Here is a 13,222-nt window from a genome sequence, read left to right as displayed (position 1 = left end):
CAGTTAATTTTTTGTTATCAAACTGAGGCTAGAGTAAAGAATCGAAAATTCTTTTTCAAACAAATGTTTGGACAATTTTTCAGCGAACAGCCGTGCCCTGAACGAAGATAGGCGGGATCCGCCAGTCGGAAATGGCAATTTCGCCCGCAACTGGTTAATAATGGCTCTTCTCTACCCATTAACAGGGCGATAACGCGACTATGTCTATTTTCAAAGGTCTGGGTTGGTTGTTCCGCAGCCTGTGGCGCCTGCTCAATTTCACCCGGCTGATGCTGGTCAATCTGCTGTTTCTCATCGTAGTGCTGGTCATCGTCTTCAGCGTCAGCCAGAAAGAGGCTCCCAAGGCGCCCATCGAAGGGGCGCTGACCCTCAATCTCAACGGCGTGCTGGTGGAGCAACGCTCCCAGACAGATCCCACCGTACAACTGCTGCGCCAGATGGACAGCAGCGACGAGCAGCCGAGCGAGATCGTTCTTTCCGACCTGCTGTGGGCCATCAAGAGTGCCAAGGATGACGAGCGCATCAAGGCGCTGGTGATCAAGCCACAAGGGCTGCAGGGAGCCAACTTCACCAAACTGCAGGAGGTGGCGAGTGCCATCGACTCCTTCCGGGAGAGCGGCAAACCGGTGATCGCCATGGCCGACTTCTACACTCAAGGCCAGTACCTGCTGGCGGCCCACGCCGATCACGTGCTGCTCAACCAGAGTGGAGCCGTGGTAATAGAGGGGCTTGGGGTCTACCAGACCTACTTCAAGTCGGCGCTGGAGAAGCTCAACATCACCCCGCATGTATTCAAGGTCGGCACCTACAAATCCTTCGTCGAGCCCTATACCCGTGACGAGATGTCCCCCGAGAGCAAAGAGGCGAACCAGCGCTGGCTGGATCAGCTGTGGCAATCCTATGTGACTGACGTAGCCGAGCAGCGGGAGATCGAACCCGATGCGGTCGCGCCGGGCAAGGAGCGCTTCCTCGAGCTGCTGCGCAAGGCCGGTGGCAATGCCGCCAACTACGCCCTCGACAACGGTCTGGTGGATCAGCTGGCCACCCGCGACGAGATGACCCAGGCGGTCATTAAAGAGGTGGGTGAAGCGGACGACCACGGCTGGAAAGGGGTCGGCCTGAAAGAGTATCTGGCTGCCATTCCGGAACAATATCCCCAGAGCGGCAAGGATGAGGTGGGTCTGGTGGTCGCCAGCGGCGCCATCATGGATGGCGTCCAGCCTGCCGGAACCATCGGTGGCGACAGCCTCTCCGACCTGCTGGCCGATGCCCGCCGCGATGACAAGGTCAAAGCCGTGGTCCTGCGGGTCGACAGTCCGGGCGGCAGCGCCTTCGCCGCCGAGCAGATCCGCGCCGAGCTGCTGGCCCTGAAACAGGCAGGCAAACCGGTAGTGGTCTCCATGGGCAGCTATGCCGCCTCCGGTGGCTACTGGATCTCCGCCGATGCGGACAAGATCTTCGCCTCCCCGACCACCCTCACCGGCTCCATCGGGGTATTCGGCATGTTCGCCACCATCGACAAGGCGTTGGCCCAGTTCGGCGTGCATACCGACGGGGTTGGCACCACAGATTACGTCGGCGTCGGCCCGACCCGCGCCCTGCCGGATCACGTCGGTCAGGCAATCCAGCTGAGCGTGGAAGATACCTATCAGCGCTTCATCGGTCTGGTCAGCAAGGGTCGTGGTCTGAGCCCGGAAGAGGCCGAGAAAGCGGCCGAAGGTCGTGTCTGGACTGGTGAGGATGCCAAGGCCCTGGGTCTGGTGGACGAGTTCGGCAATCTGGATGACGCCATCAAGGCCGCCGCCGAACTGGCCAACCTCAAGGAGTGGCAGGTGACCCCCATCGAGCAGGAGGAGTCCACCAAGGACAAGTTCCTGCGCCAGCTGTTTGACAGCAGTGCCCAAGTGCTGGCCCCCCAGTTGCAAAGCTGGCTGCCGGCTGGATTTGGCAAAGCATTGGTGGAAGTGAACCGCAGTCTCGACCCGCTCACCCGCTTCAACGATCCGCAAGGCACCTACGCCTTCTGCCCGGTCTGCGTGCAGTAAGCAAGCGGTGACTCCCCCATAAAAAAACGGCGACCATCTGGTCGCCGTTTTCTTTATTCAGCCAGTGCGCGCGGCACTGCCAATTTGCCCAATCAGGGATTGAGGCGGGTCGGCATACCGGTACGCTGTTCCAGCACCTGCTTGACCACGTAGGAGTCAGACTCGGCGTGAGCAATGAAGCGGGTGATGGCCGGTGTCATCGGGAGCGGCACGGAGGCGGTGGAGTTGAACTCCTCCTCGGTGCGTGACAGCGGCTCGTGCACTTCCATGTAGCGACCACCATCCGGCTCGACTGTCGTCTTGACCGGCTGGTTGACGAACTGGACGCGGGTACCGACCGGCACGTTGTCGAACAGATACTTGATGTCGTCGGCACGCAGACGTACGCAGCCGCTGCTCACCCGCAGACCAATGCCAAAGGTGGCGTTGGTGCCGTGGATGGCATAGAGGTTGCCAATGTAGAGGGCGTGCAGACCCATGGGGTTGTCCGGACCCGCTGGCCATACTGCCGGCAGGGTCTTGCCCTGGGCGGCATAGCGGCGACGGATGTTCTCGGTCGGGGTCCAGGTCGGGTTGGCGCGCTTGCGCTCTACCTTGGTGATCCAGTTCTCCGGGGTGTTTACCCCCAGCTGACCGATGCCGATGGGCAGTACTTCCACCACGTTCTTCCCTTTCGGGTAGTAGTAGAGGCGCATCTCGGCAACGTTGATGACGATCCCTTCGCGGGGCGCGTTGGGCAGGATCAGCTGGTGGGGGATGATCAGGGTGCTACCCGCCTTCGGCAGATAGGGATCAACGCCCGGGTTGGCTTCCATGATATTGGTCAAACCCAACTGAAACTCGGAGGCAATCTGCTCCAGCGGACGATTGTCCGCAGGCACCACATATTCCAGATTCTCACCGATCAGACGGCTGTTGGCAGCAGGCAGACGGTACTCGACGGCGGCAGCCTGCTGGCTGATCAGCGCAAGTGTGCATAAAAGGGCCGAAGCGGCAGTGCGAAGGGGGTTCATAAAATTCCTGTGTGGTTTCCTGTACCAAATGGGCCGGAGGCCATCTTATCTTCGGTCTGCCGGTGGCGGGTCAACCTGCACCACGGCGCCAAATAACCGAGCGCGCATTCTTTCCCGAGTCGGCCAAAATTTCAACTTCCATATGTTGCTTTTCTTGTTAAAAGTAGCCGTTTTCGATGTGACGCTTATCAACAGGGCAAAAGCCACACTGGCAAGTCGCAGCTGAGTGAAAGATGAATGGCACGGCCCGCCGGGCAGCGAGCCACTCCAGCCCCAGTCAACCACAGCGCAGCGCCACCTTGCTTCACGGTTGCAGCAGTGGTTAAAACGTTTGTCGCATCCGGGGAGATAGACCAATGTCGACGGAGGCTCTTTATTGGGATGAAGAGGGATAAAACCGTGCGTCGGCCACCCGCCGGTGCTGGCTGCCACCATAAAAAAACCGCTCCGAAGAGCGGTTAATGGAGCCACCAGGCAACCATAAAAGGGACTACAGGTAGTTGTCATTGGAATTACTGGACGGCTGCCTCTCCGGTGCCACTCTGCTCTTTGAGGAAGCTGATCCACGGAGATGCCCGACCGCTGACGTTGCCATTCTGAGCCGCCTGGGTGAAGGCGTTGAGGGCCTCCTTCGGCTTTTGTTGCTCAAAATAGGCGACACCGGTCAGGAACTTGAGATCCGCCCGCTGTTCACCATTGGCATTGGCTGCCGGTTTGGCGGCCAGCGCCACCAGATCCTGATAGCGTTTGCTCTGGATCATCATGCGCGCCATTTTCAGCTGCAATTCGGCGCTCGGGGCCAGCTGGTAGGACTTGGCCAGGGTGTCGATGGCCGGATCCAGCTCCTTGGCCTGATGCCAGTAGTTGGCCAGGGTCTTGTAGTTGCTGGCGCTCTGCTCAATCACCCCGTCCTTCATCCCCTTCTCCATCACCCGGGCGGCGCGATGGGGAATACCGGTGAAGGCGAGGTAGTTGGCGAGGCGCTGCAGCTCGGCGGCCTCGGTCAACATGCCGAGGTTATAGGCAGACTCCAGCGCAGCCAGCGCCTTGGTATCGTTGCCTGCCTGCATATGCATGGCCGACAGCTGGGTCCAGTACTTCTTCTTCTCCGGGAACATGTTGACCAGAGAGGTCAGCACCTCGGTCGCCGGTTTGTACTGTTTCAGCTCGTAGTGAGCCCCCATCTTCAGCAGATACCAGGACTCCGGCGCTTTACCTGCCGACAGCTTGATCGCCTGATCCACCGCCGGGATCGCGTCACGGTACTGCTTGAGCTGCACGTGGGCGTTGGCTAGCGTGATATAGGCATGGGAGTTGGGCTTGTCATCTTTGCCCTGGTTGGCAAACCACTCCTTCATGGTCTTGATCGAGCCCTGATAATTACCCTCAGCCATATAGAGCTGGGCCAGGTTGTAGCGCACCTGCTGGGCCACCGGTGGCGGCAGGCCGCCTGTCGCGATGGCATCGGCAAAGTACTTGGTCGCCTGACCGTATTTCTCCTGCTGGGCGGCTACGAAACCGAGAGTCTGCAATATGACCCCCTTGTCGTAGACCCGATCACCCACGCTGGAGAGTGCCTCCTGCAATCTGGCATTCGCCAGACCGTATTGCTTGTCAGTGATCAGCTCCTGCGCCTTGTTGACCGCCCGATAGGCCCGATCCGACAGGGCCGGCTGCTCGGCGGCCCAACTGGCGGTGCTGAGCAGCACCGCCATGGCGACCGGGGCGAGGATCATCTTGTGTAACTTGTTCATCGCCACCTTCCTTAGTTGACCGCAAACTCGATCTCTTGCTGCATACGGCTCGCCTGCGGCTTGCCATCCACCATGGCCGGTTTGAACGTCCACTTGGCGATGGTTTTGCGCGCCTCTTTGCCGAGGTCATAACTGCGCGGCTCTTCCTTGACGATCCGCACGTTGCTGACGGTACCGCGCTCGGTGACGGTGAACTCCACCAGCACCTTGCCAGAGGCCAGCCCCGCCAGTGCCGCCTTGCGGGGCATCATGGGCTCGAAGGTTGCCAGCGGAATGGCGCCGTTGTTGCCACCGACGCCGCCACCACCGCCGCCGGTGCTGTAGGCACCCAGCGCGTTGCCACCACCGATATTGACCGGGATGTCGAGCTTGGGCATGTCCATCGGCGCGCTCTCCATCTTCGGCCGATCCGTGCTAGCCACCTCCATCTCGGGAGGCGGCGGCGGACGCTTGGGCGGCGGCGGTTTGGGCAGCTCCCGCTGTTTCTCTTGCAGGGTCTCCTGGGGCTTGAGGCGGATGAAATCGGTCATGGTGACGTCATCCTTCTCCACCAGCTCCCGGTGATCCGGTGTGATCAGCTTGTTCATTCCCAGAAACAGAAAGAACACCACCACACAGGAGACCGCCAACGATATCAGGTATCTCATAGGTCTCTCTCCGGCATCAGCTGCTCTTGTCTGCCGCGATGGAGATGTTCTGGACACCGGCCATGCGGATCTGATCCATGACCTGCACCACCAGACCGGAACGGGATTCGTTATCGGCCTGGATCACCACGGCGCTCTCCGGGTTCTCGGCCCGCAGCCGCTCGATGTTGGCGCGCACCGCCCCCACCTCGACCACCCGCTTGTCGACCCAGACCTGACCGTTTTCGCGCACCGCGACCATGATATTGCCCTTCTTCACCGTCTCGGCCGTGCTGGCACTGGGACGGTTGATCTCGACACCGGACTCCTTGACGAAGGAGGTGGTGACGATGAAGAAGATCAGCATGATGAACACTATGTCCAGCATGGGGGTCAAATCGATAGCCGCCTCGTCAGCACCGCTGTCGCTGTAACGTTTTCTCATAGCAGAAACTCCTTGCTTGTTCTGTGCCCCCGGCAGGCCATGCCTCGCCGGGGGTATGCATCCTGCATCAACCGTGTTTCAGGTTGTCTTCCAGCTTTTGCACCGCCAGTTTGGCCTTGTGATCGAGCTGGTTGACAAAAAACAGGCCGGAAAGGGCGGCGATCATGCCCGCCATGGTCGGTACCGTTGCTTTGGAGATCCCCGATGCCATCGCCCGCGGCGAACCGGTGCCAGTGATGGCCAGGGTGTCAAACACCTGCACCATCCCGACCACGGTACCGAGCAATCCCATCAACGGGCAGAGAGCGATCAGTACCTTGATGACCGGCATCCCCTTGTCCACCGCCATGGCAACCCGAGAGACCAGCTCGCGCCGGATCTGCTTGGCAGACCAGGAGAGATGATCGGTGCGGGCCAGCCAGGTCGCCTTGGTCTGCTTCACCTGCTTGGGGTAGACCGCCATGAAATAGAACCAGCGCTCCAGCAACAGGGCCCACATCATCAGGGTCAGGAAGAACAGGGCGACCAGTACATCGCCCCCCAATCCCAAAAACCGGCGGACCGACTCGACTTCTTCAATCAACCAGAACCACATGGGTGACTCCTTACGCTGCGGCTTTGGAGGCGTGCAGACGTTCCTGATAACGGGCAACGAAACCGGCGCTCTGCTCTTCCAGCACCTGGATCAGACGACGGCTCTGGGTCTGCACAATGGTGTAGAGGAACAGCATGGGCACCGCGACGACCAGACCCTGCATGGTGGTCACCAGCGCCTCGGAGATACCGCCCGCCATCAGCTTGGGATCGCCGGTACCGAACAGGGTGATGGCCTGGAAGGTGGCAATCATCCCCACTACGGTACCGAGCAGGCCCAGCAGCGGCGCGACGGAGGCGATCAGCTTGATGAGGCTGATGCCCTTCTCGAACTTGGGCACGTTGCGCAGGATGATCTCGTCGAGCTTGGACTCCAGATCCTCGATATTGTCACCGCGATGGTTCTGGTAAGCCCCCAGCATGTCACCAATGGGGTTGCCCTTGATGATCTGATCGGATTTCAGCTGCTTGCGCATGGACGAGCCGATCAGCGACAGGCGGATACCGCAGAAGATGGCCAGCAGGGTACCGATGACCCCCAATGCCAGGATCACATAACCCACGGAACCACCCTGATCGATACGCTCCTTGAGGGTCGGTGACTGCACCAGCAGGGAGAGGATCACGCCGCGAGACGGGTCGATAAAGATGGGCTTGACCCCGCCACCGCCCTGTTCAAACTCGGCGATGGGAGCGAGCACACTCTTCTCCGGTTGCCGGGAGAGCTGCTCGAACTTGCCGGTCTCCGGCACGAAGGTGAGGTACTTGCCTTCGGAGACGGTATTGAACTCGCCGATCTGGGTGACGGTCTTCTCGGCCTGGTTGCCTTCGCCATAGACCACGGTCGCCGGGATCTGGCTCACCTTGCCACCGTCCACCATGCGGCTGAGGGTGGTGGTCCAGAACGCTTCCAGATCATCGCTGGAGGGGAGCTCTTTACTCTCGGCCAGACGGGTTAGCAGGGCGGATTGCTCCGGATGCTCGACCCGACGAGCGGAGGCGTTGAAGATCCCCTTGAACTCCCCGGCAAACTGACGCAGCACACCAAACATTTCGCCCATGTTGCCGGAACGCTGGCGCAGGGTTTCGGTCAGTTCGGTCAGCTGCTTGTCGTTGGCATCAAAGGTCGCCTTGAGCTGCTCGCCCTTGGCTGTTTCGGCAGCCAGCTCGGCCTTGGCCTTGGCCAGCAGCGCCCCCTGCTCGTTCTTGTCAGCCAGGAAGCGGGCTTCCCGCTCCTTGTTGAGTTGGGATTCGCTCAGGCTGGAGGCCTTGACCTGGTTCAGCAGCGCATTGAGATCCACCGGTTTTTCGGCGGCGGTCACCGGCAGGGTGACCAGGGTTGCTCCCGCAATCAGGGAGGCAATAGCAAGTTTGATTCCTTTCATGATGCTTTCTCCGCAGTTTGAACCGGCAGCTTGATCAGCGCGGGAGGCGCCTGCTTCTTGGCGATGCGAAGGCCCTGTTCAACCGCACTGCGATACTCCTGGGGCAACTCTTCCCACTGGCGAGTCTTCTTGTTCCACATCCCGGTTTCATTGCCATCCGGGGATTGATAAAGCAGCGCGATGCGGCCAACGCGCAGGAACTCGTAGGTCTTCTCGCTGCCATCCTTGTCCAGGCTCGCCTTGTAGGCCTCAATGGTGCGGCTGAAGCCCTCCTCGATCTGGTAGGCCTCCAGGATCTTGCGGTATTTCTCGGAGATGGTGACATCGGCCCGGTTCATCAGGTCGGTCAGAGCCGCCACGCGGTCCTCGCGCTCGACCTTCTGGAACGGCAGATCCAGTGACACAAACTGCTCAAGGGAGTCGATCATCTTGAGCATCAAGGGCACCACTTCGGTGCTGGTCTGATCAATCTGGGCGATCTGCTTTTGCATCGACGCCAGCTCGGCGCTCTGGGACTCGACCATCTTGCTCACCTGCTCGTTGTAGGTGCGCAGACTGTCGACCTGACGCAGGGCAGCCTTGTACTGGGCCAGTGCGGATTCGGCAGATTCGGCATAGCTGTCGATCTTCTGCTGGGAAACTTTGGATGCGTTGTCGGTGGCGGCTTGAGCGTCCACGGCCTGACCGGCAGTGGCGGCACTCAGATTGAAGCTGGTCAACAAGGCGGCCGAAACCAGGCTGCCAAGGAGCGCTTTCTTCATTGTAATGGTCCTTGTCTTCATAGGATTACCCTATCTCCGTAACTTCCTTGGACGTTGGGCACAGCCGGCCCGACCGGGCCGGCTGAGGTTGTATATCAACGGGGTTGATTAGAACTTCTGGGTGTAGTCGATGTAGTAGACCCGTCCGTCAATGCTGTAGAGGTATTCATCGTAGGTGTAACCATCATTTGACAGGGAAGGTCCGCGGTTGAACATGTTCTTCACGCCGGTCTGGATCTTGGCATTCCAGCTGGTATCGACCGCGACGTTCAGGTTCCAGATGGTGTTGGAAGCGATATGGCCCTCTTCCTTGCCATCCACATAGTCCTGGCTCTGGGAGTCGATATAGTTGGTGCTTAGGTAGGTATCCAGATTCCACAGCTGCGGGAAGTTGGCACCGATCCCGGAGTTGAAACGGAAGTCGGGTTTGCCATTCCAGCCCTTCTTGTCAACCATTGGGCCACCAGCAAACAGACCTTCCTCATATTTCAGGATGTAGCTGCTGCCAAAGTCGTAACGCAGGGTGAAGGAGTTGAAGTCGTACTTGTAGTCCGCCTTGAAGTCGATACCACTGGTCTTGAGTTGCCCCAGGTTGACCATGCCGGCATAGACCTTCTCGACATCGCCGTTGGCGTCACGAATGACGTTCGGGTTGCTGCCGGTATTGAGCTCCTGATAGAACTGGGTCTGGGTGGTAGCCAGCTGGATCACGTCATCAATCTTGATGTAGTAGTAATCGAGCGACAGGTTCAGATTGTCCAGCGGATTGTAGGCCGCCCCGATAGTGAAGGTATTGGCGGTCTCTTCCTTCAGGTTCTTGTTGGATTGGCGCGTTGTCTCGTACTGCTCTTCGGAACAGTTGGCAATACCATTGGCCTGGCAGTAGACATAGTCCTTGGCAAAGTCCGCTGACTGGGCATCCGCCGCATAGAGATCATTCAGACCCGGCGCACGGAAAGACTGGGACCAGGAGGTACGGAACATCAGCTGGTCGAGCGGCTGATAACGCAGACTCGCTTTGGGCGAGAAGGCGCTGCCAAAGTCGCTGTACTTGTCGTAACGACCCGCCAGGTTCAGCTCGATCTGCTCGGTGATGGGGATCAGGCTCTCGATGTAGGTGGCAAACACATCGCGCACACCGCTACCAGAGTTGCCGGATGAACCCAGTACGTTACCCGCTTCGGACTGGCTGTCGTAGGTGTCGGAGTAAACCCAATCGTTATACTCGGCACCCAGATACCAGCTGACCGGGCCAGCAGGCAGTTCGCCCATCTCCCAACCCAGACCGCCATACCACTGGAAGAAATCCATCTTGGAGTTGCGGCTGGTGGTATAAGAGAGATCCTTGGTGGCATCAGCGGAGAAGCTGCCGTTGACGAAGTTTCCACTGTTTACCTGAGTCTGAACTGCCGGCTCCAATACATAGCCATTACCAATACTCTGGTTATCTGTTTTGGAGTACATGTAACCGGCATTCCACTCCAGATCGCCAACCGCCTCGGTCGGAACCACCCCTTCAAAACCCAGGTTCAGGGTACCGGTCAAGTCGGTCACTTCGTTGTCACGGGGACCGACGTTGTTGAAGCGGTAGTAAACCGTCGCAGCCTTGGCGGTGCTGAAGTTGTTGGCAGACAGGACTGCAGCACTTTCAGGGGTGGAGCCATCCACGGTGAAGGCACCGGCAGCAGGGGCGAAACGACCAAAACTGGTGACCCGGGAACCAATCATCTGTGGCACGAAATCCACATTGTCGTTGATATGGTAACGGCCGTTGACATAGACGGTGTCGCGAGTACGCGAGGCGGTCTTGGCTGCGACCTGGGCAAAGTCGAAGCGGCAAGCCGTACCCTTGGTGACAAAACCGGCGCCGGTGCTTTCACAGTCGACCCCATTCAGAGTATGGGTTACGGTCTTGCCAGTTGCCGCGTCTACTCCCTTGATATTGCGACCATAGAGGCTAGGAGACTCAGCCCCCTGCTTGGCCAGATAATCACGATCCTTGTAATAGATTTCGTCTTTGACATCATGCTCGTAGACCATCATCAGGGAACCTTTCTCACCCGAAATGCCGCTGACGATGGAACCACTCTGTTCGTCACCACCTTCCTCGGTCGGTGAACCGACGCGCCCCTGGAATGACAAGCCTTCAAAACCCTCTTTGAGGATCACGTTGATAACGCCACCGATGGCATCAGAACCATACAGGGCAGAGCCACCGTCCAGGTTGACTTCCACCCGCTCAACGGCCGCCATGGGGATGGTGTTGAGGTTGATGGCGGTGCCCCCCATGGAGGGAGAACCGGCGATACGCTTGCCATTGAGCAGCACCAGTGTGCGATCTTCACCAAGGCCACGCAGCCCTACGGTGGCTTGTGACTGGGCAGAGCTACCGGAGGATGGGGAGAAACCACCAAAGGAGTTGTAGGAGGCCTGTTTCAGATAATCAGCCACAGTCTGCTGGCCAGACTGTTCAATTTGGGCCTTGCTGACAGAGACAACCGGAGTCGCCCCCTCAACATCAACACGAGAGATACGGGAGCCAGTGACTTTGATTTTCTGCAGTTTTTCGACGTTCTGCCCTTCTTCGGCAGATACGGATGGGGCCGCCGCAAGGCTCGCCAAGGCGAACGCAATCGCAGCAGAGATTCTGCTCTTCCTAAGCATCGCTTATATCCTTCCTGGTTGTTTATTGTTTGCTTCCTGATACCGCCCTCTTTGGAGCGATGCGTAAGGCTTATCAATCTTTGACTGGCGACGTCAATGGAGTGGGGGGATCGGGAGGGTGAGATGTGGAATAAGCGGAGTGTATTAATTTTGACCGGCATAATTAGTGAATAATTCTGCCAAAAACATCCCGCGCAATGTGAAATCGTTGTTAAAACATGTAAAAGACGCTGAATTAAAAGTTGATGAACTTATTTGTTTACGTGCTGTCTCTTTATATCTTATTTCGATTTATTGGCAAAAATAAGAATAAAACTCTATTTTAATTATTATTGTGACTGACCACTCCGATGGGGGAGATAGATAAATTTGTCGAGATGATATCGTTTTCCCTTCTTTGGCAGCAGAAAGAAAAGCACTTAAAATTCAATCACATAAATAAACACAAGATTCAAACAAACAGCTGTTTATATTTTTTAAAATAATGTTGAGCAGTAGCGTTTTGTTTTGATTTTCACTTTTCAGAGAAAAAACGTCATTTTTCGGTGCTTTTGGTCTCAGCGGGTCATTTGTCCCAGTTTTCCATTTCCTTGTACTTGATTTTTGTTGCAGAGCTTTTACAGTGGCCAAGCGGATTGTCTGCTGTTTGGCAACCAATCCAGCGCGTAATGCCAGGAAGGACAGGCCCGTCACCGGATTTGACTGGCCGCAAAAAAGAACAACAAGGACGAGGTTCCACCATGCTGTCGTATTTCCTACGCCGGATGCTTTTGATCATCCCGACGTTTCTCGGTATCACCCTGCTCGTCTTCACCATCACCCGTTTCGTGCCGGGCGGACCGGTCGAACGCATGCTGCTGCAAGCCCAGGTTTCCCAGAATGAATCCGGCCGTTCCAGCGGCAGTAAGGGGGCGCAGGCCCTCTCAGATGAGCAGATCGAGGAGCTCAAGGCCTTCTATGGTCTCGACAAGCCGATGCTGGTCGCCTACTGGGAGTGGCTGCAGAAGCTGGCGGTGCTGGATCTGGGCGAATCGACCCGCTACTACGAGCCGGTGTGGGGTCTCATCAAGGAGCGGCTCCCGGTCACCGCCTTCTTTGGACTGGCGACCTTTCTGCTGAGCTATGCGGTCTCCATTCCGCTGGGGGTGGCCAAGGCGCTCAGGCACAACAGTCGCTTCGACTCGTTAAGCTCCATGCTTATCTACATGGCCTATGCCCTGCCCGCCTACGTGGTGGGGATCTTCCTCATCACCGTCTTCGCCTTCCATCTGGAGTGGCTGCCAATGGGCGGTTTTCCGGGGGACGACTTTGAGTACATGGAGAGCAGCTGGGATCAGATCCGCACTGTCTTTGCCCATGCCCTGCTGCCGCTTATCGCCTACGCCATCGGCGATTTCGCCATCCTCACCATGACTATGAAAAACAGCCTGATGGAGAACCTGTCGGCCGATTATGTGCGTACCGCCGTAGCCAAGGGACTGCCGTTTCGCAAGGCGGTCACCGACCATGCCATGCGCAACAGCCTGATCCCCATCGCCAGTCACCTGGGGTCTGTGCTCACCGTTTTCTTTGGCGGCTCCTTCCTCATCGAGACCATCTTCAACATCGACGGCATCGGCCTGCTCGGTTACGAGGCTATCGTCGAGCGGGATTACCCCACCGTCATGGGCATTCTGGCCATCACCTCCATGCTGATGCTGATAGGCAATATCGTCTCCGATATCTGCGTGGCCCTGGTTGATCCGCGCGTACGGTTTGGAGACTGACCATGAACCAGACCTCTATTGCCATGCCGATGCTGATATCACGCCATATCGTCTCCGATATCTGCGTTGCGCCTCCTGTTGATCCCCGAGTGCGGTTTGGAGACTGACCATGAACCAGACCTCTATTGCCATGCCGATGCTGATATCACGCCATATCGTCTCCGATATC

At 57.9% G+C, this 13,222-nt stretch carries 10 protein-coding genes; 2 read left to right on the top strand and 8 right to left on the bottom strand.

Annotated features, from left to right (window positions below; genetic code table 11):
• The first annotated feature begins 200 nt into the window (after positions 1 to 200).
• On the top strand, positions 201 to 2,045 hold the full coding sequence (gene sppA / locus G5171_RS07945) for a signal peptide peptidase SppA (RefSeq protein WP_421260034.1): 1,845 nt from the start codon (positions 201 to 203) through the stop codon (positions 2,043 to 2,045).
• 92 nt (positions 2,046 to 2,137) lie between these two features.
• On the opposite strand, the gene G5171_RS07940 is transcribed toward sppA, so the two are convergent.
• The 8 genes from G5171_RS07940 to G5171_RS07905 all read right to left on the bottom strand — a co-directional run bounded on the left by G5171_RS07940 (position 2,138) and on the right by G5171_RS07905 (position 11,287).
• Positions 2,138 to 3,058: a L,D-transpeptidase family protein gene (locus G5171_RS07940; protein ID WP_421260033.1), complete on the bottom strand. Its 921-nt coding sequence runs from the start codon at positions 3,056 to 3,058 to the stop codon at positions 2,138 to 2,140.
• A 512-nt stretch (positions 3,059 to 3,570) separates the two neighbouring features.
• Positions 3,571 to 4,812, bottom strand: coding sequence for a tetratricopeptide repeat protein (locus G5171_RS07935; protein ID WP_421260032.1), 1,242 nt, complete (start codon positions 4,810 to 4,812; stop codon positions 3,571 to 3,573).
• Between the two features lie 11 nt (positions 4,813 to 4,823).
• Entirely contained in the window at positions 4,824 to 5,459 is a 636-nt protein-coding gene (locus tag G5171_RS07930; RefSeq protein WP_005343441.1) for an energy transducer TonB, read from the bottom strand.
• Between the two features lie 16 nt (positions 5,460 to 5,475).
• Positions 5,476 to 5,883, bottom strand: a complete 408-nt coding sequence (locus tag G5171_RS07925; RefSeq protein ID WP_005338933.1) for an ExbD/TolR family protein — start codon at positions 5,881 to 5,883, stop codon at positions 5,476 to 5,478.
• A gap of 67 nt (positions 5,884 to 5,950) precedes the next feature.
• Positions 5,951 to 6,478 (bottom strand): MotA/TolQ/ExbB proton channel family protein, encoded by a 528-nt coding sequence (locus G5171_RS07920; protein ID WP_005338936.1) that lies wholly within the window; start codon positions 6,476 to 6,478, stop codon positions 5,951 to 5,953.
• A gap of 10 nt (positions 6,479 to 6,488) precedes the next feature.
• The gene (locus G5171_RS07915; RefSeq protein WP_216979404.1) at positions 6,489 to 7,862 is read right to left on the bottom strand and encodes a MotA/TolQ/ExbB proton channel family protein; all 1,374 of its coding nucleotides are present in this window, start codon (positions 7,860 to 7,862) and stop codon (positions 6,489 to 6,491) included.
• The gene (locus tag G5171_RS07910; protein ID WP_100654455.1) at positions 7,859 to 8,623 is read right to left on the bottom strand and encodes a DUF3450 domain-containing protein; all 765 of its coding nucleotides are present in this window, start codon (positions 8,621 to 8,623) and stop codon (positions 7,859 to 7,861) included. Before G5171_RS07910 ends, G5171_RS07915 begins: the two co-directional genes overlap by 4 nt.
• Positions 8,624 to 8,731: 108 nt before the next feature.
• Positions 8,732 to 11,287 carry a TonB-dependent receptor gene (locus G5171_RS07905; protein WP_337073555.1) on the bottom strand — a complete coding sequence of 852 codons (2,556 nt, stop codon included), beginning with the start codon at positions 11,285 to 11,287 and terminating at the stop codon, positions 8,732 to 8,734.
• A gap of 740 nt (positions 11,288 to 12,027) precedes the next feature.
• Here G5171_RS07905 and G5171_RS07900 point away from each other — a divergent pair.
• On the top strand, positions 12,028 to 13,053 hold the full coding sequence (locus G5171_RS07900; RefSeq protein WP_337073556.1) for an ABC transporter permease subunit: 1,026 nt from the start codon (positions 12,028 to 12,030) through the stop codon (positions 13,051 to 13,053).
• Positions 13,054 to 13,222 lie beyond the last annotated feature (169 nt).

The sequence above is a fragment of the Aeromonas sp. 600774 genome (assembly GCF_049175075.1).
GTDB lineage: Bacteria > Pseudomonadota > Gammaproteobacteria > Enterobacterales > Aeromonadaceae > Aeromonas > Aeromonas veronii_A.
Note: the sequence above shows the minus strand (reverse complement) of the source record. Positions and strands in the feature narration are given on the sequence as shown.

What these genes read in the sequence shown, in the direction of transcription:
- sppA (WP_421260034.1), top strand. Translation starts at nt 201, where the DNA reads ATGTCTATTTTCAAAGGTCTGGGTTGGTTGTTCCGCAGCCTGTGGCGC.
- G5171_RS07940 (WP_421260033.1), bottom strand. Translation starts at nt 3,058, where the DNA reads ATGAACCCCCTTCGCACTGCCGCTTCGGCCCTTTTATGCACACTTGCG.
- G5171_RS07935 (WP_421260032.1), bottom strand. Translation starts at nt 4,812, where the DNA reads ATGAACAAGTTACACAAGATGATCCTCGCCCCGGTCGCCATGGCGGTG.
- G5171_RS07930 (WP_005343441.1), bottom strand. Translation starts at nt 5,459, where the DNA reads ATGAGATACCTGATATCGTTGGCGGTCTCCTGTGTGGTGGTGTTCTTT.
- G5171_RS07925 (WP_005338933.1), bottom strand. Translation starts at nt 5,883, where the DNA reads ATGAGAAAACGTTACAGCGACAGCGGTGCTGACGAGGCGGCTATCGAT.
- G5171_RS07920 (WP_005338936.1), bottom strand. Translation starts at nt 6,478, where the DNA reads ATGTGGTTCTGGTTGATTGAAGAAGTCGAGTCGGTCCGCCGGTTTTTG.
- G5171_RS07915 (WP_216979404.1), bottom strand. Translation starts at nt 7,862, where the DNA reads ATGAAAGGAATCAAACTTGCTATTGCCTCCCTGATTGCGGGAGCAACC.
- G5171_RS07910 (WP_100654455.1), bottom strand. Translation starts at nt 8,623, where the DNA reads ATGAAGAAAGCGCTCCTTGGCAGCCTGGTTTCGGCCGCCTTGTTGACC.
- G5171_RS07905 (WP_337073555.1), bottom strand. Translation starts at nt 11,287, where the DNA reads ATGCTTAGGAAGAGCAGAATCTCTGCTGCGATTGCGTTCGCCTTGGCG.
- G5171_RS07900 (WP_337073556.1), top strand. Translation starts at nt 12,028, where the DNA reads ATGCTGTCGTATTTCCTACGCCGGATGCTTTTGATCATCCCGACGTTT.